The organism is Streptomyces atratus, assembly GCF_040655115.1.
Classification (GTDB): Bacteria; Actinomycetota; Actinomycetes; order Streptomycetales; family Streptomycetaceae; genus Streptomyces; species Streptomyces atratus_D.
The window spans coordinates 1-19,340 of sequence record NZ_JBFAJH010000074.1 but is presented as its reverse complement, the minus strand read 5'-3'; the positions used below and the strand labels follow the sequence as shown (position 1 = coordinate 19,340).

Here is a 19,340-nt window from a genome sequence, read left to right as displayed (position 1 = left end):
CCGCGGGCGTGCGTGCTCGGTCAGGCGGGCGTGCTTGCCCAACTCCCGCTGATCGAAAGGGTTTACGGCGAATAGCTGCCATGGCGGCTTCCCGCCAGCACCGACCGCCCTCGCGCCGTCATGCTCCTGACATTCCGCTGGACGACGCGGCCGTCACCGAGCAGTACGCCTCGCTCTCCGGTACGTCGATGGCCAGCCCATATGTCGCGGTAGCCGCAGCCCTGCTGGCCCAGCGTCACCCCGATCGGACGGGGGCGCAGCTGAAGTCCGCGCTGGTCGGCAGCGCAGCCCCGGTGGCGGGTGCGACGGTGAGCGACACGGGCGCCGGTCTCACCGACGTACCGGCCGCACTGGACACCACGGTGGTCGCCGAACCCGCCGCGCTGGCTGCCCACGCCACGTACCCGAACGCCTCTGCCGCGCCGCAGAGCCATGACGTGACCTGGGCGAACACCACGGACAAGCCCGTGACGCTGCGGCTGTCCGCCGCGCCCGGCCGGGCGATCAGGGTGGGTGCGGAGACGGTGACCGTGCCCGCTCGGTCGTCCGCGGTCATGGAGGTCGTCCTCGATCCGTCACAGGTCGAGGCGGGGACGACGTACAGCGGAGCGGTCACCGCGACCTGGCCGAGACGCGGCAGGGCGACGGTGTCCGTTTCCGTCCAGGCCGATCCGGAGACGTACGCCCTCACCCTGACCGGTCCCGCACCGCGCGAAGGCGCCGAGCGCAACTCGACGGGCGCGGTCCTGCAGAACGAGAAGACGGTCGTGTCCCAGCTGGTCGGGCTGGACGGCACCAAGCCGAGGACGGTGACCCTGCCGCGCGGCAGCTACCGCATCCTGGGGCACACCTGCCGGTGTCCGCCCCCGGCGCCGTCAGGTGGAAGGTGACGGTGCCCGCGGTGGGCACCGCGAAGGTCGACCTGCGCACCACCGTCACGGACATCTCAGGTGCCTCGCCGACGGAGACCCTGATCGACGCGTACAACTCCGGCTGCGCCGATATCTGGTGCTGAACGGCGCCGGAGCCTTGAGGTGACCGGTGGTGAGCAGGGGGCGGGGCCGGCTGCGGTCCCGCCCCCGACCTGTCCGGCATCGGCGCATTGGTTAGGGTGACGCCGTGGCAAGAGTGCGGTTGAGCGTGGCCGAACGACGCGAGGAGCTGCTCCGTGCTGCCGTCGAGCAGATCGAGGTGCGAGGTGTCGCGGCGGTACGGATCGCCGATGTGGCGTCCGTGCTCGGCGTGAGCAACGCCCTGGTGCTTTACCACTTCTCGACGAAGGAGAAGCTGGTCGCAGCCGCCTTCGCGCATGCAGCCGAGGCGGACCTCGCCCATCTGCGCAAGCTCCTGAGCCGCCGTACGAGTGCGGTACGGCGGTTGCGCGCCGCCGTCCGCTGGTACGCACCGACCGGGCAGGCCAAGGGCTGGCGGCTGTGGATCGAGGGCTGGGCGGCCTCGCTGCGCGACCCGGCGCTGCGCAATGTGGCCGGCGATCTCGATCAGCAGTGGAAGGCGGAGCTGGCCGAGGTCATCGAAGAGGGTGCCGCCGCGGGTGAGTTCCGCTGCGACGACCCTATGTCCGTGGCCTGGCGGCTGACTGCCCTGCTGGACGGCCTGGCCGTCCAGATGACGTCCTACGCCGGTCCGCTCTCCCGGGCCACGATGCTGGCGTGGACCGACGAGGCGCTCGCCCGCGAACTGGGCATCGACCACGCGACGCTGACGGCCTGACCCGGCCGACCGCTCCGCCGCCCCCGCTTCCTTCCGCCCTGTCGACCGATCAGGTCTGGCGCAGAGGCGCGTACGCGTCTGCGTCCAGTCCGAAGGTCCAGGCGACGCCTTCCTTCGCCGTCCTGGTCGAGGGCGGTACCCGCAGCCAGTACGTGCGATGGGTCCCATCGGGCTCCGGGGTGGAGTTGACCACCTCGACCATCACCACGTCCTCGTCGCCGTCCAGCGCGATCCACCACAGGATGCCCGTCTCGTCCCGGTGCACCGGCTCGGCGCCCGACTCGGTGAGGTAGCGGTCGTAGCCGTAGAACTCCAGCATCACGCGGCGCAGTTCCGCGTTCTCCTCCTCGCGTATCCGCTCGGGGGTCAAGGCCGAGAGTTCCGCGAGGAATTCGGCGGGAACGGGCATTCCGCGCCAGGCGTGCAGCGCGAACCCGTCACGGTAAGCGAGGGCAGGGCCGTCGCCGCGGTCGAGCCGACCCGCCTCGTCCCGGTGGAGCGTCTCCGGGCGTTCGCTGATCACCACAGCGCGCTCGTACGGCCACCACCAACCCGCGTGCCTGGCCACCTCCGCCAGGCCGTCGAGCCGGTCCCCGCGGCCGTCGAACGCGGCGAGCCACGCCGCGTCATGCTGGCCGAGGACCGCGTCGAGGAGCACCAGGCGTACATCCGACTCGTCCTCGGGGCTCTCGGCGAGGGCCGCGACGACACCGGTCCGTATCCGCTCGGCGAGCGCGGCCGTGGTCTCCCAGAGCCGGGCGCCTGTGGCCGACCAGAGGGAGGACCAGCCGGCCGGGCCCAATGCGTCGTACATCCGGCGCCGTTCCTCCGCCCACGGGTGGGTCCGCACCTCGTCACGGACCGAGCGGCCCGCGTCGACGAGCTTCTCGACCGCCTCGACGGCCGCCTTCGGCGAGTCGGTCCAGACAATCTGCTCCGGCTCGGCCAGTCCCGCGCTGCGGTAGGCGAGGCGGATCCCGTCCTCGGCCGCTCGCCGGTCCGCCGCACCGGTCGCCGCTGCCACGGCCCGCCATGAGTCCACGTACTGCATCGGTTGTCCCCGTCCCCTGTTCACTCTCTTGGATCTCTGTTGTTCGCTGTCTGTCCGTGTGTGTTCGCCGTGCCGCCCGGTGCCCGTCCGCCCCGTCGCGCGCTGCCGGCCCGGACCGGTCGGCTCAGTCCGCGACGATGCGGACCGCACCCGGTGCGTACTCCCGCTGGCGCATCACGCGGTACCAGCCCTTCGACAGCGGTATCGCCGCATGCTCCTCGTGCACCACCCGCCCGCCGTCGGGGAGATGGAGCACCATCGGGCCGAAGGCGCCCGCCTCACGCATCAGCCGGCCGGGCCCCTGGACGGCATGCGCGTGACCGGTGACCTCGCCCAGCGCGAGCACCATCCGCCCGCGGGCGTCCCGCGGCTCCCCCGGCGCGTCCACCAGGTGCGCAGGCACCTCGGACTCGTCCAACGACACGATCAGTACATCGCCCTGCCGGTACACGGACGCCTCCCCTCAAGGGCGGCACCCGCTGTGCCGGCCCTGGAGAAAACGCTAAGGGGAGGGTCTGACAATCGGTCACAACCGATCCCGCCCGCAGCATTGTCAGTGGGCCTTGATAAACCTTGCGGACATCAGCCGTCCCCCAGTCTCAGGAGCTCAGGGTCATGTCCGGTGTGGATCATCTGCACGAGTTGCTCGGCCTGCCGGCCGTCGACTTCCGGCACGCGACGAACGAGGCCCCGGCGCAGGCCGCCGATGCCGTGGCCTGGCGTATCGCGGTCGACCCGTACGACGACGAGTCCGAGATGACCTGGGAGCAGGCGTTCCAGGGATTTCTCGCTGCTGTCGACCCTGCGGGCGTACGGGCCCTGATCATCGGTCAATGGGGCGAGTCGTACGAGGAAGCGTCGTCCTACCCGATCGATCTCGTGATCGCCGCCGCCGACCGGCTGACCTCGCTGGAAGCCGTCTTCGTCGGCGACATGACGGCCGAGGAGAACGAGATCTCCTGGATCGAGCAGTCCGACGTCACCGCGCTGCTGAGGGCCTTCCCCGGCCTGCTGGAACTGGGTGTGCGCGGCGGGACGGACCTGGAGTTCCCCCCGTCGAAGCACGAGCGGCTGCGTACGCTGACCATCGAGACGGGCGGGCTGCCGGCCGATGTGATCCGCGGCATTCTGGAAAGCGAACTGCCCGCGCTGGAGCGGCTCGATCTCTGGCTCGGCGTCGCCGAGTACGGCGGCGACGCCGATGTCGCGGACCTGGCCCCGCTGCTCTCCGGCTCGCGCTTCCCCCGCCTGCACCACCTCGGTCTGCGCAACAGCGAGGTGCAGAACGAGATCGCGACGGCCGTCGCGGGCGCCCCGGTCGTCGCCCAGCTGCGCACACTCGATCTGTCGCACGGGACGCTGGGCGACGAGGGCGCAGCCGCGCTGCTCGACGGCCAGCCACTGACCCATCTCGAACGGCTCGATCTGCACCATCACTTCCTCACCGCGCCGATGGAGCGCCGGATCAAGGAGGCGCTGGAACCGCACGGTGTGGGGGTCGATGTGTCCGAACGCGAGGAACCATGGGACGGTCGCGGGGCCGAGGGACGCTACACCGCGGTTTCGGAGTGACGTCCCATGACTGACATCGACCATCCCGAGACGTTCCACGGCCTGCCGGTCCTCACGCTGCCCGGCCCCGGCCTGCCGCGCACCGGTCCGCTTCCGGCGGCGGACGCGGTCGCCTGGCGGCTGGAGAGCGCCTGGCAGGGCAGTCTGACATTCGCCACCCTGTGGCAGCACTTTCTCGACACGGTCGACACCACCCAGGTGCGAGCCCTGCTGATCGGTCCGTGGTGGCAGGAGGAGTACGAGCCGTTCGCCCCCGTCGTCGACCTGCTGGCGGGCCATGCGGACCGGTTCCCTTCCCTGCGGGCGCTCTTCCTCGCCGATGTCGTCGGCGAGGAGTGCGAGCTCTCCTGGCTGGAGATGGCCGACATCACTCCGGTGATCGAGGCATTCGGACAGCTGCGGGAGCTGACGGTGCGCGGTTGCGGTGAGCCGATCGCCGGCAAGCAGACCCTTGATCTGCGGCCGGTGCGGCACGAGGCGCTCACGTCGCTGCGGTTCGAGTCCGGCGGGCTTCCGTCGGCCGTCGTACGGGCGGTCGGCGCGTCGGAGCTGCCCGCGCTGAAGCACCTCGAACTCTGGCTCGGCGTCGCCGAGTACGGCGGGGGCGCGACGGTCGAGGACCTGGCGCCGCTGCTCTCCGGTGCCGCGTTCCCGAACCTGCGCCATCTGGGTCTGCAGAACAGCGAGATCCAGGACGAGATCGCGGCCGCGGTGGCATCCGCCGCGGTGGTCGCCCAGCTGGAGTCGCTCTCCCTCGCCATGGGCACGCTCGGGGACCTCGGAGCGGAGGCGCTGCTCGCGGGCCAGCCGCTCACCCACCTGACCTCGCTGGATCTGCACCACCACTACATCAGTGCCCCCTTGGTGGACCGCCTCGAAGGACTGCTCGGCGCCGACCGGATGAACGGCAAACCGGACGAGGTGGAGTACTGGGATCCGGAAGAAGACGACGAGCGCTATGTCGCAGTCACCGAGTAGGGCGGTCGGTCCGGCGGTGCGCTTCGCCGTCGTGGGAGTTCCCGGCAACCGCCGGGTCACACTCTTCCGGGACGCCGTACGCGCCGCCGGGCTGCCGGCCGCGCGCGTGGTGCCGTGGCTGGACGTACTGGGCGGCAAGGCCGTTTTCCGGGCCGGTGAGACCGTGCGGATGGACTCGCCCGGTGAGGACGCCGAGGTCGAGCGGTTGCTGCGGTCGGTGGACGATCCGACGAGGGTCGAGGGCACCGCCCTCTGGTACACCCGGTTCACCGGTGCGGTGCGGACGGTCGCGCAGGCGGCCGACGCGGCCGGAGCGGTGCTTCTCGACGCCCCGGGCGATGTCGCGGTGCTGTTCGACAAGCGGCTGTGCCATGCGGTGCTGGACGGCGCCGGGGTCCCTGTACCGGCTTCGCCGACCTCCGGCGCCGCGGCGCCCGTGGTGCGCGACTGGGCGGATGTGCGCGAGCGGATGGCTCAGCATCGCATGCCACGGGCCTTCGTGAAGCTCGCGCACGGCTCGTCCGCCTCGGGGGTACTGGCCGTGGAGACGGCGGGTCCCGGCCGGGTGCGGGCGACCACGTCGGTCGAGCGCGACACGTCCGGACGGCTCTTCAACTCGCTGCGGGTGCGCCGCTGTACGACGGAGCGCGAGGTGGCGTCGATCGTCGACGCGCTCGCACCGGACGGGCTGCACATCGAGCGCTGGCTGCCCAAGGCATCACACCGAGGACGCTCGGCGGACCTGCGGGTCCTGGTGGTGGCGGGCCGCGCCACCCATGCCGTCGTACGGACCAGCCACTCCCCCATGACCAATCTTCATCTCGGCGGCGAGCGCGGAAACCTCGACGAGGTCCGCGCGGCCGTCGAGGCGGCGGGTGGCAGCTGGGCCGAGGCCCTGGCCGTGTGCGAGCGCGCCGCTGCCTGCTTCCCGGCCACGCTGTGTGTGGCCGTCGATCTGCTGCCCGCGACCGGCTGGCGACGCTTCGCCGTCGGCGAGGTCAACGCCTTCGGTGACCTGCTGCCGCGTCTGACCGGGCTGCCCGGCAGCGGCTTCGAGGGACTGGACACCTATGCGACGCAGGTCGTCGCCGTACTGAACAGAGCAAGGAACCACCATGCAAGCGCCACCGCCTGACGCCGGACACGCCGTCGCCGCCATCCGCGACGCGGTCGCCCCTCCCTCGGAACTCGCCGGGAATCCGGACATGAGCGAGATCGTCGGCAGTCACGATCTGCTGCTCATCACCCTCGACACCCTGCGCTACGACGTGGCGGCGGAGCTGGCCGCCGCCGGGCGCATCCCGCACCTGGCCCGCCATCTCCCTGGCGGCGTCTGGGAGAAGCGGCATGCTCCGGGCAGCTTCACCTACGCCTCGCACCAGGCGATCTTCGCGGGATTCCTGCCGACGCCCGCCGCCCCGGGCCCGCATCCCCGGCTGTTCGCGGCACGATTCGCGGGCAGTGAGACCACTGCTTCCCAGACCTTCGTCTTCGACACCCCCGACCTGGTGTCCGCTCTCTCCGGAGCCGGCTACCGCACGGTCTGCATCGGCGGCGTCGGCTTCTTCAACCGGCAGGGCCCCCTCGGTTCCGTGCTGCCGGGCATGTTCCAGGAAAGCCACTGGGAGCCCGAGTTCGGCGTCGCGTCACCCACCTCCTTCGAGGCCCAGGTGACGCGGGCCGAGCAGGTCGTCGCGGGGCTCCCCGCCGAACAACGGCTGTTCCTCTTCGTCAACGTGTCGGCACTGCACCAGCCCAACTGGTTCCACCAGCCGGGCGCCACCCCCGAATCGGGTGACTCCCGCGCCACGCACGCCGCCGCCCTGGAATACGTCGACGCACACGTCGGCCGACTCCTTGCCGCCGTGAGCAGTCGCCGCCGCTGCTTCGCCATCATCTGCTCCGACCACGGCACGGCGTACGGGGACGACGGCTACACCGGTCACCGGCTCGGCCACGAGTCCGTCTGGACCGTTCCGTACGCGCACTTCTTCCTGGAACCGGGGGCCACCATACGATGACCAGTCCGCAGACCGTCCGCCCGTACCAGAGCTACGTCTACGCCTACCCGCACAAGACGGCGTACCGCCCGCTCACCGGCCGGCCCGCGCTGCGCGAGCTGTGGGCCGGGGAGCCCAAGGACGCGCTCTCGCTCTATCTCCACATACCGTTCTGCGAGGTCCGCTGCGGTTTCTGCAACCTCTTCACCCGGATCGGCGCCCCCGACGAGCTGACGACCCGCTATCTCGACGCACTGGACCGGCAGGCCACCGCCGTCCGGGACACACTGGGTGACGACGAGCCGGTGCGGTTCGCCGCGGCTGCGTTCGGCGGCGGCACTCCCACCTTCCTGACGGCCGCCGAGCTGGAGCGGCTCTGCGACATCGCGGAGAAACGGATGGGCGCCGATCTGCGGTCCGTGCCGCTGTCGGTCGAGACCTCGCCCTCGACCGCGACGGCGGACCGGCTGGCCGTCCTCGCCGACCGCGGGACGACCCGGATCAGCATCGGCGTGCAGAGTTTCGTCGACGCCGAGGCGCGCGCGGCGGTCCGCCCGCAGCGCCGCGCCGATGTGGAGTCGGCGCTCGGCCGGATCCGCGACGCTCGCATCCCGGTCCTCAACATCGACCTGATCTACGGCATCGACGGACAGACCGAGAACAGCTGGCGTTCCTCTCTCGACGCGGCACTGGGCTGGCAGCCGGAGGAGCTGTATCTCTATCCGCTGTACGTGCGTCCGCTGACCGGCCTGGGCCGGCTCGGCGCCGACGCCGAAGCGGCGGCGGACGCGGTCTGGGACGAGCAGCGGCTGCGGCTGTACCGGGCGGGCCGGGACCATCTCCTCGCCCACGGCTACGAGCAGGTGTCGATGCGGATGTTCCGCCGCGGCGACGCCCCGCAGGAGGGCCCCGCCGACTACGCGTGCCAGACGGACGGCATGATCGGGCTGGGCTGCGGCGCGCGCTCGTACACCAGTCGGCTGCACTACTCCTTCGACTACGCGGTGGAGATGCGGGAGGTGCGGGCGATCATCGACGGCTACACCGCCACCGAGGACTTCTCCCACGCCGAAGTAGGGCGGTACATCGACGGCGACGAGGTGCGCAGGCGCCACCTCCTGCAGTCGCTCCTCCAGGCCGAGGGGCTGTACCTGGCGGACTACCATGAGCGGTTCGGCGCCGCTCCCGGTGACGACTTCCGGGGTGAGCTGGGCCGGTTCGAGGCGCGCGGCTGGCTGGACGGGTCCGCCGTGGCTTCCGGGCTGCTGCGGCTCTCGCCCGAGGGGCTCGCCCACTCCGACGCGCTGGGTCCCGAACTGTTCTCCCCCGCTGTACGGGCCGCGATGGCCGCGTACGAACTGAAGTGAGCACTCCCATGGATCTGACGATCCTCTACCGGGGCCCCCTGGCGTCGTGCGACTACGACTGCCCGTACTGTCCGTTCGCCAAGCGGCGCGACAGCCCGGAGCAGCTCCGTGCCGACCGCGCCGCGCTGGAGCGGTTCAGCGCGTGGGCGTCGGCGCAGACCGGTGACAGGATCTCGGTGCTGTTCACGCCGTGGGGCGAGGGTCTGGTCCGTTCCTGGTACCGCCGCGCGTTGGTGGAACTGGCGCAGCTGCCACACATCGGCCGGGTCGCGATCCAGACCAATCTCAGCGGTCGTACGCGGTGGCTGGCGGAGGCCTGTGGAGCCGACCGCGACAAGATCGCCCTGTGGTGCACGTACCACCCGGGGCAGACGCCGTACGACCGTTTCCTCGCCAGGTGCCGGGAGTTGTCCGCTCTCGGTGTCCGGTACAGCGTCGGTGTCGTCGGTCTCGACGAGCATCTCGACGAGGCGCGGCGGCTCCGTGCCGACCTGCCCGACGAGATCTATCTCTGGGTCAACGCCGCCGAGGGGCACAGTTACACGGACGAGGAGGCGGACGGCTGGACGGCCCTCGACCCCCTCTTCCCGTACAGTCGGCACCCGCACCGCTCGGCCGGCATGCCGTGCCGGACCGGCGAGTCCGTCATCTCGGTGGACGGGGACGGCACAGTGCGCCGCTGCCACTTCGTCCCGGCCGAACTGGGCAACCTGTACGACGGCAGCTACCGTCGTGCGCTCGGTCCGCGGGCCTGTCCGCTCGCCGTCTGCGACTGCCACATCGGCTACGTGCATCTGGAGACGCTGCCGTTGTACGACGTCTTCGCGGGCGGCGTCCTGGAGCGCATACCGGCCCGTCACCTGGGCATACCGGCGCCTTCGGGGCGCCGGTTCCTGCCGCTGCCCCCCGTCGCCGGACAGGCCCGAAGCCCCCGAGAGGCAGAAAGGGAGCAAGCCCGTCCGGCAGATGAGGCCGAAGAGAGGCCCTAGAGCGGCAGGAGATCCGGCCGCTTCGCCTCGACGTGGTCTCCGGAGGACTCGCCGCGCAGCCGCCGCCCTATCCACGGCACCAGGTACTCACGCGCCCAGTGGATGTCGTCGCGCCGAACCTCCAGCGTGCCGCGCTGTGCTTGCGGGGGCCACTCCTGGTCGGGGTCGGCCGGTACATCGAAGCCGAGGACCTGGGCGGCGCGCAGCGCGACCCGGGTGTGCCCCTCGGGCGACAGGTGGAGCCGGTCGTCGTCCCAGGCGCGCCTGTCCTGCACGGACTTCAGCGACCACAGGTCGAGGACCGGGCAGTCGTAGCGGTCGGCGATGGAGCGCACGTGGGCGGTGTACGTGGCGATCTTGCCGCGCAGATGGCGCAGGACGGGAACGTCGCGGGTGTCGAAGCCGGTGGTCACCATGACGGTGCCGACCGAGTCGGTCAGCTCGGCGACCGCGCGCTCGAAGCGCTCGGCCACGTCGTCGGGGTCGGTGCCGGGCCGGATGATGTCGTTGCCGCCCGCGCAGAAGCTCACCAGATCGGGTGCGAGCTCCTTGGCGCGCGGTACCTGCTCCTCGACGATCTGGTCGAGGAGGCGTCCGCGTACGGCGAGATTGGCGTACCGGAAATTTCCGTGCGCGGAGCCCTCGGGGCTCGTCGCCGCATCGGTGTCCGGGAGTTGGTCCGCGAGAAGTACCGCGAAACGGTCCGCCCAGCCGACGAAGGTTCCGTCCGGACCGGGGTCTCCGACTCCCTCGGTGAAGCTGTCGCCAATCGCTGCGTACGACCCGATGGCGCCATGTCGGTTGGTGACGCCACGTTGATTGTTTCTCGAATCGTCTGCCACAAGCGCATATCCTGCACCGCCGAATGTGACCTACGCGACCGTAATAAGGGGTTGACGGGTGGTGAGATAGACCACCCGGTCAGATTTTGGTAAAGGGGGAATAAGTGAAGGGGCGGTGCGCCGCCGCGCACCGCCCCTTCACCGAGCCGACCGGATCAGCAGTGGATCAGACGTAGATCCCGTGCGAGGCCAGGTAGGCGATCGGGTCGATGTCCGACCCGTATGCCGGGCCGGTGCGGACCTCGAAGTGCAGGTGCGGGCCGGTGGCGTTGCCGGTGGCACCGGAGAGGCCGACCTGCTGACCGGCGGTCACGGTCTGGCCCGCCGAGACGGAGAGCGAGGACATGTGACCGTACTGCGAGTAGCGGCCGTCGGCGTGCTTGATGACGACCTGGTTGCCGTAAGCGCCACCCCAGCCGGCGGTGACGACGGTGCCGGAGGTGATCGCCTTCACGCTGGTGCCGGTGGCGACCGGGAAGTCGATACCCGTGTGGCTGCCGCTGGACCAGTTGGAGCCTGAGGCACGGTAGGCGGTGGTGTGGTTGCCCGGGACCGGGTGGACGTAGCCGGAGCTGTTGCTCTGACCGGCCGAGGCGGAGGCCGTGGTGGTCTTGACGGACTCCGAAGTCTTGGACTGCGACGCGGACTTGTCGGCCGAGGAGGTCGACGGAGCGGGGGCGGACTGCGTGGCGCCCGTGGTCGCGGCGGAATCGGCCGACTTGCCGCCGAGCGTCAGCTTCATGCCCGGGAGGATCAGGCTCGGGTTCTCACCGACGACCGCGCGGTTGTCCTGGTACAGCTTCTGCCAGCCGCCCTCGACCTGCTGTTCGGCGGCGATCTTCGACAGGTAGTCGCCGGAGACGACGGAGTACGTCCGGGTCTCGGCCTGCTTCTTCACGACCGGCGCGACCTCGACGGCGGCGTGCGTGGCTGCCGACTGCGCGGTGGGCGCGGCCTGCTCCGCGGCGTGGGCACCGGTGGCACCGAGCAGCGGAAGGGCGATGACGGCCCCACCGGCACCGACGGCGGCGACGCCACGGGCGATGGTGCTGGACTTGGTACGGCGGTACTTACCCGATGTGGGCATGAAGAATTTCCTCTCCGGCGCCTACGAGGTGAGCTGTCGGGTTCGGGCTGGAGATGCCCGGTCGCGGTTCGCGACTTCACCCCGAGCCGGCCGGATCTCTCCGGGCGGCGGCTTACCTGGTTCCCCCGCTCCTGCCACACGTGGGTGGGTGCGAATTCCGAACGGCGGCAGGATTAGGCGGTCCGTCCGGATTGAGGGTGACCGTAGGCGAGTGAGGACGGCGGAAACAAGCCATCGATTACTCGAGAGAATCCGCACCGGGAAATCGGCACGGAATTCCGGTCACCCTCCGTGGATTACGGATCTTGGCTTTCCGCGCGACGCCCGGAATACCCATCCGCGGCATCACCACACACCGTCACGGATATGATCCCGCTCACGAGGAGGGCACCATCTCCCATAGAAATAGGGCATGTTCCACTAAATACACCAATACGGACATGTCATGAGCATCCTCTACGCCGAAGCCTCAGCACCTTCGCGTCCAGGTCTCCCCGCAGCCCGGTGTGCAGACCCTGATGCAGCAGCACGGCACCGTGGTGGACCTCCCCGGTGCCCAGGTCGGTGTAGGTCGCCGCGGGGTCGAGCCCGCGCAGCCGCAGAGTCGGCGGCCGCTCCCCGTACCGCTGCGCCTCCAGCCACATCAGCACCACGGCCTCGTCGCCGTGCACGTACTGCACGGCACTGAGCCCACCACGCCGGGCACGCAGCCGGTACAGCGCGCCATGCTGCACCGCCGGACGGATCTCCTTGTAGAGAGCCACCCAGTCCCGCGCCTCGGTCAGCTCCTCGTCACTCCACTCGGTGAGATCCCCTCCGACGCCGAGCACCCCGGCCATCGCGCTCACGAAGCGGAAGCGCAGCGAAAGCGACGCCGGGGTGGGCGGCCCGCAGCCGGTCGATCAGCGCGTACAGCGGGTCGACATGCTCGATCCAGAGCTTCTGCGGATAGTCCTCGCCCGGCCAGCCCGCATCGGTGAAGCAGCGGTTGAAGTCCCATTTCACATAGTCGATCGGTGCGCTGGAGAGCAGCGTGTCGAACTGCTCCCACAGATAGTTCCGCACATCGGTCCGGGCCAGATTGAGCACCGGCTGGTGACGGAATTCGGTCCGGGTCCGCCCGGGGAAGTGCTGCACCCAGTCGGGGTGCGCGCGATACAGATCGCTGTCGGCGTTCACCATCTCCGGCTCGACCCAGATGCCGAACTGCATGCCGAGTCCGTGCACTTCGTCGGCGAGCGGCTTCAGCCCGCCGGGGAATCGCTCGGGGTTGGGGGTCCAGTCGCCGAGCCCGGCCCGGTCGCTGGTGCGCTGCCCGAACCACGCGTCGTCCACGACGAACAGTTCAACGCCCATCGCCGCGGCGCGCTCGGCGAGGGCGCGCTGCTGGTCCTCGGCGATGTCGAAGCCGGTCGCCTCCCACGAGTTGTAGAGCACCGGCCGCAGGCTCTCGGAGTCCGGGACGACATGGGCCAGTTGCCAGGCGTGCCAGGCCCGGCTCGCCCCGCCGAACCCTTCGGCGCTCCACAGTCCGGCGAAGACGGGTGTGGTGTACGACTCCCCCGGCGCGAGCCGCAGCAGCCCGGAGTCGTCGTATCCGGCGCCTCCGGTGATCTGCACGAGCCCGTCGGGGAGCTGCTGCACCGCGATGCGCCATGAGCCGGACCAGCCGAGCGCGCAGCTGTACACGTCGCCGCCCTCCTCGGTGGCGGCGCCGTCCGCGTCGAGCGCGACCCACGGCAGGAACTGGTGCCCGGTGTGGCCGCGCCTGCTGGAGAGGACCTTCTCGCCGTACGTCAGCTCCGACCGTACGAGCTGTGTCTCCGCCGCCCAGCGGCCGTGCAACTGGCTCAGCCGCCAGCTGTCGCGGGCGGGCAGCGCCCAGGCCGCCGCATCGGCGCGCAGCAGCTCCAGCGGCGGACCGCCGGGACCGGCGTGGGTGACGGTGGCCCAGCGCTCGACGACATCGGAGTCGTCCCGCATCCGGTAGTGCAGCGTGAGAGCGAGCCGCTGGAGTCGGCGAGCGCGACACGGAGTTCGTCACCGTCCACGGAGGCCCCGGCGAACACCCATTCGGTGCCACGGACCTCGGGGGTGCATACGGAGAGGGCGGGCCGGACGAAGCGGGGGCCACCCTCGACCGGGTACTCCTCGCGCCCGTCCAGCTGCGATTCGAAGCCCCGGAAGGGCGGCTCGGGCGCGGCGGCGAGGGCCTCGGCGGCCGCGAGGGAGATCCGTGGCCCCCAGTGCAGATGCAGCAGTTCGTCCCGATCGGTGAGGTGAAGCGCGTAGCTGCCGCTCGCACCGGTCAGCAGCCAGGTCCGACCCTGGTCACCCGTCTCGATCATCTCATCCCCACATTCCCACAGTTCCGCACATCATCGACCGCCGACCGAGGGCCGGGCAACGCCCGTGCGAGGGGAATTCCATGGGGTGTTCCGCAGGAAACGGCCGAAATGATTGCGTGAGGAATCAATGTCGTATCGTCGCAGGAGCTGACCTCGCCGGCGAGCCGCGCCGACGCCAGACACTCCAGGAGACACCGTGACGCAGCAGGTGCCGCAGGTCCCGTCGACGGAACCCGAGCTGGCAGGTGTGCGCAACTTCCGCGACGTGGGCGGACTGCCCACCGTGGACGGCCGCCGGGTGCGGTCCGGACGGCTCTTCCGCAGCGGTCACCTCGCGCACGCCACCGACGAGGACGCCGCATTCCTCGGCGGCCTGGGGCTGCACACGATCTTCGACTTCCGCAACGCTGCGGACCACAGGCTCGAGGGCCCGGACGTGGACCTGCCGGGCGTACGAAATGTGAATATTCCGCTCTCCGACCCGGCCGACGGCGCCGAGTTCTGGCGGATGGTCCGCGACGGCGACATCACTCAGCTGCGCTCGATCCTTGCCGACGGCAAGGGAGCGGCGCGGATGACCGCCTCGTACAAGTCGATCATCAGGGACCGTACCGCCGAGCACAGCCGGGTGCTGCACGCCCTGGCCGAGGACAGCGTTCCCGCTCTGATGCACTGTGCGGCGGGCAAGGACCGTGCCGGTCTCTCGATCGCGGTTTCGCTGCTCGCGGTGGGCGTCGAGCGCGAGGCCATCGAGGACGACTACCTGAAGTCCAACGACCCGCACCGCCGGTACAAGGTCCGCCGTACCGACACCTCGGCGGCCGGGATGTCGCCCGAGGTGATGGAGCTGCTCAGCCCGCTCTTCGACGCCCGCGCCGAGTACCTCGCCCAGGCCTTCACCACCATCGAGGAGACCTGGGGCAGCACGGACCGCTATCTCGCCGAGGGCCTGAAGCTGACTCCGGAGATCCTGGAGCGACTGCGCGGACGGCTCCTCGACGAGGCGTAGCCGGACGGCGCCGACCGGGGTCAGCCCTTTCCGGCCACCGCGAAGAGCAGGTAGAGGAAGGCCGCGAAGATATGTCCGGCGATGAGATAGGCGAACAGCCTGATCACCACGCCGCGCGGAAACTTCCGCTCCTGCGCCTCGTAGTTCTTCCTCGGGGTGAGCGGGTCGAAGTGCTCTGAATCGGACATGACAGTCCTCTCTGGTGACCGGTCGGGCCGGTCTCAGCGACGGTGGATACCGCTGCCGAGGCACAGCTCGGCGGCGGGGCTCTGCAACAGGGTGTGGACGAAGAGCAGCTCGGATCCGTCGCGGTCCACGGCGGCGATCCGGTGCGGGGTGAGCGAGTCGAAGTGGGCACTGTCGCCCGGGTCGAGATCGTGCACGGTGTCACCGAGGCTCACCCGCAGGTGCCCGGCAAGGACGTACAACCACTCCTCGCCGGGATGGACCCGTACGAGATCTCCCTGGGCACCGTACGGAACCCGGACGCGGAGGGCCTGCATCGCCCGGCCGGACCCGCCTGCCTGCTGGTACATCCACCCATCGGCCTCGGCCCCCTCGAACCGGCCACCGCGGACGATCGCGTCACGTTCGGGGGCGATCTCGCCGAGCAGCTCGGAAACCGTCGTACCGTAGATCCTGGCAAGTCCGAGGAGCATGGGCAGCGACGGTTGCCTCCGGCCCGTTTCGAGCCGGGACAGGTGGGCCGGGGAGAGCCCGGCGTGCTGGGCGGCGGCCTCCAGGGTCAGACCACGGCGGCGGCGCAGATCGCGCAGGCGTGGCGCGACCCCGGGCAGCTCGTCGGCCACCCCTCCATCGGGAGAGTTCATATACCTATTGGGCCAGGATCCTGCCTTAGAGGCAAATGTCTTGCCTCTAAGGCAAAGTCCAGGGCTCAGCGGTTGGCGATGGCCTGTTTGACCAGTGTTCTGCCGAAGTCCCACATCAGCCCGCCGCCGCTGTGCGCGTCATCCATCACCGCCATGAACGCGGTCACGAACCGGTCCACCTCCGGCTCCCCGATGACCAGCGGCGGAATCAACTTGATCACTTCCAGATGGTCGCCGGAGACCTGGGTGAGGATCCGGTGCTTCTGCAGGAGCGGCACGACGACCATCTGCGCGAAGAGACCCTTGCGGGCCGCCTGCAGCATGGCCCAGCGGGTGCGCAGCTTCAACGAGCTCGGCCGACCGAACTCGATGCCGATCATCAGCCCGCGACCACGGACCTCGTGCAGCAGTTCGTAGCGGCCGGTGAGCGCGGCGAGCCGCTCGCGCAGCAGATCACCGGTGCGGCGAGCGTTCGCGACGGTCTCCTCGTCCTCCATCACCGCCAGAACCGCGAGCCCCGCCGCCATCGCCTGGGCATTGGATCCGAAGCTCGCCGAGTGGACCAGGACCCGGTCCATCGACGAATAGACGCGTCTGAAGATCCAGTCCTTCCCGAGGGTCGCCCCGACCGGCACATAGCCGCCGGAGAGCGCCTTGGCGACACAGACCAGATCGGGTTCGACGCCCTCCTCGTGCTGGTACGCGTAGAAGTCGCCGGTCCTGCCGAGACCGGTCTGCACCTCGTCGGCGATGAGCAGCGCCTTGTGCCGGTGCAACAGCTCCTGTGCGACGCGCAGGTAGCCGGGCGGCGCCTCGTGGACGCCCTTCCCCTGGATCGGCTCGACGACGAGCGCCGCCACATCGCCCCGTCTCAGTTCGCGCCGCAGTGCGTCGAGGTCGCCGAGCCCGACGGCGGTGTCGGGGAGCAGCGGTGCGAAGCCGTCCCGGAAGCCCGATTCCCCGTTGACCGAGAGCGAGCCGGCGGTCAGGCCGTGGAAGGCGTGGGTGCAGTAGAGAATGCGGGGCTTACCGGTGGCGTACCGGGCGAACTTCAGTGCGGTCTCGACGGCTTCCGTACCGCTGTTGCCGAAGAAGACCCGGTCCAGATGCGGACTGTGCGTGAGCAGTTTCTCGGCCAGCAGTCCGGGCAGCGGCTGGCAGTCGAAGCGGGTGAGGTCGGCGAGCGAGGCGTCCATGACGTCGTGGAGTGCCTTGCGGACGACCGGATGGTGGCGGCCCAGACCCATCACGCCGAAGCCGGCGAGCATGTCGAGGTAGTCGTTGCCGTCCGCGTCCCAGAAGTGGGCACCCTCGGCCCGCTCGTACACCTTGTCGAAGCCGATGGTGTGCAGCATCCGCGGAAGCTGGTGGTTGAGGTATTTCGAGTGCAGCTCGTAGCGTTCGGCCCCGCGTTCCGCGAGGAGCTGCGCCAGATCGAAGCCCTTGGGCCCGCCGTCCTTCATGCTCCGCTCTCCTCCATCCCCCGGACTCCTTCCCTGGCGGCCAGCGCGCCGCTGATCCGGCCGGCGATCTCGACCGGTGTGAGCCCGATGTCGGCCAGCACCTCCGCACGCTTGCCGTGCGCGAGGAACTGGTCGGGGATACCGAAGGTCCGCAGGGGTACGTCGACACCGGCATCGCGCAACGCCTGCCCGACCGCCGAACCGACGCCTCCCGCCCGGCTGTTGTCCTCGACGACGGCGACCATCCGGTGGCGTGCGGCGAGCGGGGCGAGCTGTTCGTCGACCGGCTTCACCCAGCGCGGGTCGACGACCGTGCAGCGGATGCCGCCGCCCGAGAGCAGGTCGGCGGCCTGCAGACAGACGGAGGCGAGCACACCGATCGCGACGATGAGGACATGCGGGTCGTCGGCGCGGTGCAGCACGTCCATGGCGCCGACGCGGCCCACCGCCGGTACCGGCTCCCCCACCGACTCCTTGGGAAAGCGCAACACGGTCGGTGCGTCGTCGACGGCCACGGCCTCGCGCAGCTCCTCCCGCAGCCGTTCGGCGTCACGCGGGGCGGCGATCCGGAGCCCGGGCACCGCCTGGAGCACGGACATGTCCCACATGCCGTTGTGCGAGGCGCCGTCGGGGCCGGTGACCCCGGCCCGGTCGAGGACGAACGTCACCCCGCACCGGTGCAGGGCGACGTCCATCAGCAGTTGGTCGAAGGCGCGGTTGAGGAACGTGGCATAGACAGCGACGACCGGGTGCAGCCCTCCGGTGGCGAGCCCCGCCGCGGAGACCGTCGCGTGCTGCTCGGCGATCCCGACGTCCCAGACCCGCTCGGGGAACGCCTCGGCGAACTTCGTCAGCCCGACGGGGTGCAGCATCGCCGCTGTGATGGCGACGACGTCCGGCCGCTCGGCGCCGATCGCGGCGATCTCGTCCCCGAACACCGAGGTCCACGACGGACCGACCATCGGGACGAGCGGTGCGCAGGTCAGCGGGTCCATCGCGCCGACGGTGTGGAACCGGTCGGCCTCGTCCCGCAGTGCGGGCGCGTAGCCGCGGCCCTTCTCGGTGAGGCAGTGCACCAGCACCGGGCCGTGGAAGCGTTTGGCGCGGCGCAGTGCGGATTCGACGGCCGCGATGTCGTGCCCGTCTATCGGCCCGACGTACTTGAGCCCCAGGTCCTCGAACAAGCCCTGCGGGGCGAAGGCGTCCTTGAACCCCTTCTTGGCGCCGTGCAGCGAACCGTACAGCGGCCGTCCGAGGACCGGCGTGCGCTGGAGGACGTCCTTGGCCCACGTCAGAAAGCGTTCGTACCCGTCGGTGGTACGGAGGGTGGCCAGGTGGTCGGCGAGCCCGCCGATCGTCGGGCCGTACGAGCGCTCGTTGTCGTTCACCACGATGATGAGCGGCCGGTCCCGGGCCGCCGCGATGTTGTTGAGTGCCTCCCAGGCCATGCCGCCGGTGAGCGCCCCGTCCCCGATGACGGCGACGACGTGGTCGGGGCGGCCGAGCACCTCGTTCGCCTTGGCCAGGCCGTCCGCCCAGCCGAGCACGGTCGAGGCGTGCGAGTTCTCGATGATGTCGTGCACGGACTCCTCGCGGGAGGGGTAGCCGGACAGGCCGCCCTTGACGCGCAGCTTGGAGAAGTCCTGCCGCCCGGTGAGCAGTTTGTGCACGTAGCTCTGGTGCCCGGTGTCCCACAGAATGCGGTCCACCGGTGAGTCGAAGGCCCGGTGCAGGGCGATGGACAGCTCCACCACCCCGAGGTTGGGCCCCAGATGTCCGCCGGTCCTGGCCACCGCCTCGACCAGGAACCTCCTGGTCTCCTCGGCGAGTTCGTCGAGTTCCGGTCCGCTCAGCGCCTTCAGGTCGTGCGGTCCCCTGATGGTCTCCAGAATGGTCACGCTCGGGCCCCCTCTCCGGTCCTGTCTCAGCTCACGGTGACGGCGGGGACCCCCGACGGTGTCCCCGCGTCGTCCATGCCCTCGGCGATCTTCAGGGCTTCTTCGATGAGCGTCTCGACGATCTTCGACTCGGGAACGGTCTTGATGATCTCGCCCTTGACGAAGATCTGCCCCT

The 19,340-nt window shown here is 70.2% G+C and carries 17 protein-coding genes, 2 pseudogenes and 1 riboswitch; of the genes and pseudogenes, 9 read left to right on the top strand and 10 right to left on the bottom strand.

The features are described from left to right. Nucleotides 1–80: 80 nt before the first annotated feature. Together AB0I23_RS38265 and AB0I23_RS38260 are read left to right on the top strand one after the other, a co-directional pair. Entirely contained in the window at nucleotides 81–890 is an 810-nt protein-coding gene (locus AB0I23_RS38265; RefSeq protein WP_359117186.1) for a S8 family serine peptidase, read from the top strand. A 229-nt stretch (nucleotides 891–1,119) separates the two neighbouring features. Beyond that, a complete protein-coding gene (locus AB0I23_RS38260) occupies nucleotides 1,120–1,731 on the top strand; it encodes a TetR/AcrR family transcriptional regulator (RefSeq protein WP_359117185.1) in 612 nt (203 codons plus the stop codon). Nucleotides 1,732–1,780: 49 nt separating this feature from the next. Here the strand turns inward: AB0I23_RS38260 and AB0I23_RS38255 are convergent, their stop codons facing one another. Further along, nucleotides 1,781–2,782, bottom strand: coding sequence for a DUF6745 domain-containing protein (locus tag AB0I23_RS38255; protein ID WP_359117182.1), 1,002 nt, complete (start codon nucleotides 2,780–2,782; stop codon nucleotides 1,781–1,783). A gap of 124 nt (nucleotides 2,783–2,906) precedes the next feature. Continuing rightward, nucleotides 2,907–3,233, bottom strand: coding sequence for a hypothetical protein (locus tag AB0I23_RS38250; protein WP_359117179.1), 327 nt, complete (start codon nucleotides 3,231–3,233; stop codon nucleotides 2,907–2,909). Between the two features lie 164 nt (nucleotides 3,234–3,397). Between AB0I23_RS38250 and AB0I23_RS38245 the strand changes: the two genes are divergently transcribed. The 6 genes from AB0I23_RS38245 (at nucleotide 3,398) to AB0I23_RS38220 (ending at nucleotide 9,688) form a co-directional block, all read left to right on the top strand. Then, nucleotides 3,398–4,354: an STM4015 family protein gene (locus tag AB0I23_RS38245; protein ID WP_359117176.1), complete on the top strand. Its 957-nt coding sequence runs from the start codon at nucleotides 3,398–3,400 to the stop codon at nucleotides 4,352–4,354. A gap of 6 nt (nucleotides 4,355–4,360) precedes the next feature. After that, the gene (locus tag AB0I23_RS38240) at nucleotides 4,361–5,332 is read left to right on the top strand and encodes an STM4015 family protein (protein ID WP_359117174.1); all 972 of its coding nucleotides are present in this window, start codon (nucleotides 4,361–4,363) and stop codon (nucleotides 5,330–5,332) included. Continuing rightward, nucleotides 5,313–6,467 (top strand): STM4014 family protein, encoded by a 1,155-nt coding sequence (locus AB0I23_RS38235; protein ID WP_359117171.1) that lies wholly within the window; start codon nucleotides 5,313–5,315, stop codon nucleotides 6,465–6,467. Before AB0I23_RS38240 ends, AB0I23_RS38235 begins: the two co-directional genes overlap by 20 nt. A 70-nt stretch (nucleotides 6,468–6,537) precedes the next feature. Continuing rightward, the gene (locus tag AB0I23_RS38230) at nucleotides 6,538–7,353 is read left to right on the top strand and encodes an STM4013/SEN3800 family hydrolase (protein WP_359117206.1); all 816 of its coding nucleotides are present in this window, start codon (nucleotides 6,538–6,540) and stop codon (nucleotides 7,351–7,353) included. Continuing rightward, nucleotides 7,350–8,699 carry an STM4012 family radical SAM protein gene (locus AB0I23_RS38225; protein ID WP_359117168.1) on the top strand — a complete coding sequence of 450 codons (1,350 nt, stop codon included), beginning with the start codon at nucleotides 7,350–7,352 and terminating at the stop codon, nucleotides 8,697–8,699. The genes AB0I23_RS38230 and AB0I23_RS38225 overlap by 4 nt, the downstream gene beginning before the upstream one ends. Before the next feature lie 8 nt (nucleotides 8,700–8,707). Then, nucleotides 8,708–9,688 carry an STM4011 family radical SAM protein gene (locus AB0I23_RS38220; RefSeq protein WP_359117165.1) on the top strand — a complete coding sequence of 327 codons (981 nt, stop codon included), beginning with the start codon at nucleotides 8,708–8,710 and terminating at the stop codon, nucleotides 9,686–9,688. Here AB0I23_RS38220 and AB0I23_RS38215 read toward each other — a convergent pair. The 3 genes and pseudogenes from AB0I23_RS38215 to AB0I23_RS38205 all read right to left on the bottom strand — a co-directional run bounded on the left by AB0I23_RS38215 (nucleotide 9,685) and on the right by AB0I23_RS38205 (nucleotide 13,965). Then, on the bottom strand, nucleotides 9,685–10,530 hold the full coding sequence (locus AB0I23_RS38215) for an SGNH/GDSL hydrolase family protein (RefSeq protein ID WP_359117162.1): 846 nt from the start codon (nucleotides 10,528–10,530) through the stop codon (nucleotides 9,685–9,687). The genes AB0I23_RS38220 and AB0I23_RS38215 overlap by 4 nt on opposite strands. Before the next feature lie 166 nt (nucleotides 10,531–10,696). Beyond that, complete coding sequence (locus AB0I23_RS38210) at nucleotides 10,697–11,617, bottom strand: M23 family metallopeptidase (protein WP_359117159.1); 921 nt, start codon at nucleotides 11,615–11,617, stop codon at nucleotides 10,697–10,699. 3 nt (nucleotides 11,618–11,620) lie between these two features. Then, a riboswitch (cyclic di-AMP (ydaO/yuaA leader) is annotated at nucleotides 11,621–11,778 on the bottom strand. Nucleotides 11,779–12,060: 282 nt separating this feature from the next. Continuing rightward, nucleotides 12,061–13,965, bottom strand: a pseudogene (locus AB0I23_RS38205) (alpha-galactosidase). 196 nt (nucleotides 13,966–14,161) lie between these two features. Between AB0I23_RS38205 and AB0I23_RS38200 the strand changes: the two are divergent. Continuing rightward, nucleotides 14,162–14,974 carry a tyrosine-protein phosphatase gene (locus tag AB0I23_RS38200; protein WP_359117156.1) on the top strand — a complete coding sequence of 271 codons (813 nt, stop codon included), beginning with the start codon at nucleotides 14,162–14,164 and terminating at the stop codon, nucleotides 14,972–14,974. A 20-nt stretch (nucleotides 14,975–14,994) separates the two neighbouring features. Here the strand turns inward: AB0I23_RS38200 and AB0I23_RS38195 are convergent, their stop codons facing one another. The 5 genes and pseudogenes from AB0I23_RS38195 to AB0I23_RS38175 all read right to left on the bottom strand — a co-directional run. After that, entirely contained in the window at nucleotides 14,995–15,162 is a 168-nt protein-coding gene (locus AB0I23_RS38195; RefSeq protein ID WP_167747331.1) for a DUF6126 family protein, read from the bottom strand. Between the two features lie 33 nt (nucleotides 15,163–15,195). Beyond that, a complete protein-coding gene (locus AB0I23_RS38190; RefSeq protein WP_359117154.1) occupies nucleotides 15,196–15,804 on the bottom strand; it encodes an XRE family transcriptional regulator in 609 nt (202 codons plus the stop codon). A gap of 65 nt (nucleotides 15,805–15,869) precedes the next feature. Continuing rightward, entirely contained in the window at nucleotides 15,870–17,267 is a 1,398-nt protein-coding gene (locus AB0I23_RS38185) for an aspartate aminotransferase family protein (protein ID WP_359117152.1), read from the bottom strand. Continuing rightward, on the bottom strand, nucleotides 17,264–19,165 hold the full coding sequence (gene dxs / locus AB0I23_RS38180; RefSeq protein ID WP_359117149.1) for a 1-deoxy-D-xylulose-5-phosphate synthase: 1,902 nt from the start codon (nucleotides 19,163–19,165) through the stop codon (nucleotides 17,264–17,266). Before dxs ends, AB0I23_RS38185 begins: the two co-directional genes overlap by 4 nt. 26 nt (nucleotides 19,166–19,191) lie before the next feature. Further along, a pseudogene (locus tag AB0I23_RS38175) lies at nucleotides 19,192–19,340 on the bottom strand (flavodoxin-dependent (E)-4-hydroxy-3-methylbut-2-enyl-diphosphate synthase); the annotation flags it as partial.

What these genes read in the sequence shown, in the direction of transcription:
- AB0I23_RS38220 (WP_359117165.1), top strand. Translation starts at nt 8,708, where the DNA reads ATGGATCTGACGATCCTCTACCGGGGCCCCCTGGCGTCGTGCGACTAC.
- AB0I23_RS38245 (WP_359117176.1), top strand. Translation starts at nt 3,398, where the DNA reads ATGTCCGGTGTGGATCATCTGCACGAGTTGCTCGGCCTGCCGGCCGTC.
- AB0I23_RS38230 (WP_359117206.1), top strand. Translation starts at nt 6,538, where the DNA reads ATGAGCGAGATCGTCGGCAGTCACGATCTGCTGCTCATCACCCTCGAC.
- AB0I23_RS38240 (WP_359117174.1), top strand. Translation starts at nt 4,361, where the DNA reads ATGACTGACATCGACCATCCCGAGACGTTCCACGGCCTGCCGGTCCTC.
- AB0I23_RS38235 (WP_359117171.1), top strand. Translation starts at nt 5,313, where the DNA reads ATGTCGCAGTCACCGAGTAGGGCGGTCGGTCCGGCGGTGCGCTTCGCC.
- AB0I23_RS38195 (WP_167747331.1), bottom strand. Translation starts at nt 15,162, where the DNA reads ATGTCCGATTCAGAGCACTTCGACCCGCTCACCCCGAGGAAGAACTAC.
- AB0I23_RS38190 (WP_359117154.1), bottom strand. Translation starts at nt 15,804, where the DNA reads ATGAACTCTCCCGATGGAGGGGTGGCCGACGAGCTGCCCGGGGTCGCG.
- AB0I23_RS38185 (WP_359117152.1), bottom strand. Translation starts at nt 17,267, where the DNA reads ATGAAGGACGGCGGGCCCAAGGGCTTCGATCTGGCGCAGCTCCTCGCG.
- AB0I23_RS38265 (WP_359117186.1), top strand. Translation starts at nt 81, where the DNA reads ATGGCGGCTTCCCGCCAGCACCGACCGCCCTCGCGCCGTCATGCTCCT.
- AB0I23_RS38255 (WP_359117182.1), bottom strand. Translation starts at nt 2,782, where the DNA reads ATGCAGTACGTGGACTCATGGCGGGCCGTGGCAGCGGCGACCGGTGCG.
- AB0I23_RS38225 (WP_359117168.1), top strand. Translation starts at nt 7,350, where the DNA reads ATGACCAGTCCGCAGACCGTCCGCCCGTACCAGAGCTACGTCTACGCC.
- AB0I23_RS38210 (WP_359117159.1), bottom strand. Translation starts at nt 11,617, where the DNA reads ATGCCCACATCGGGTAAGTACCGCCGTACCAAGTCCAGCACCATCGCC.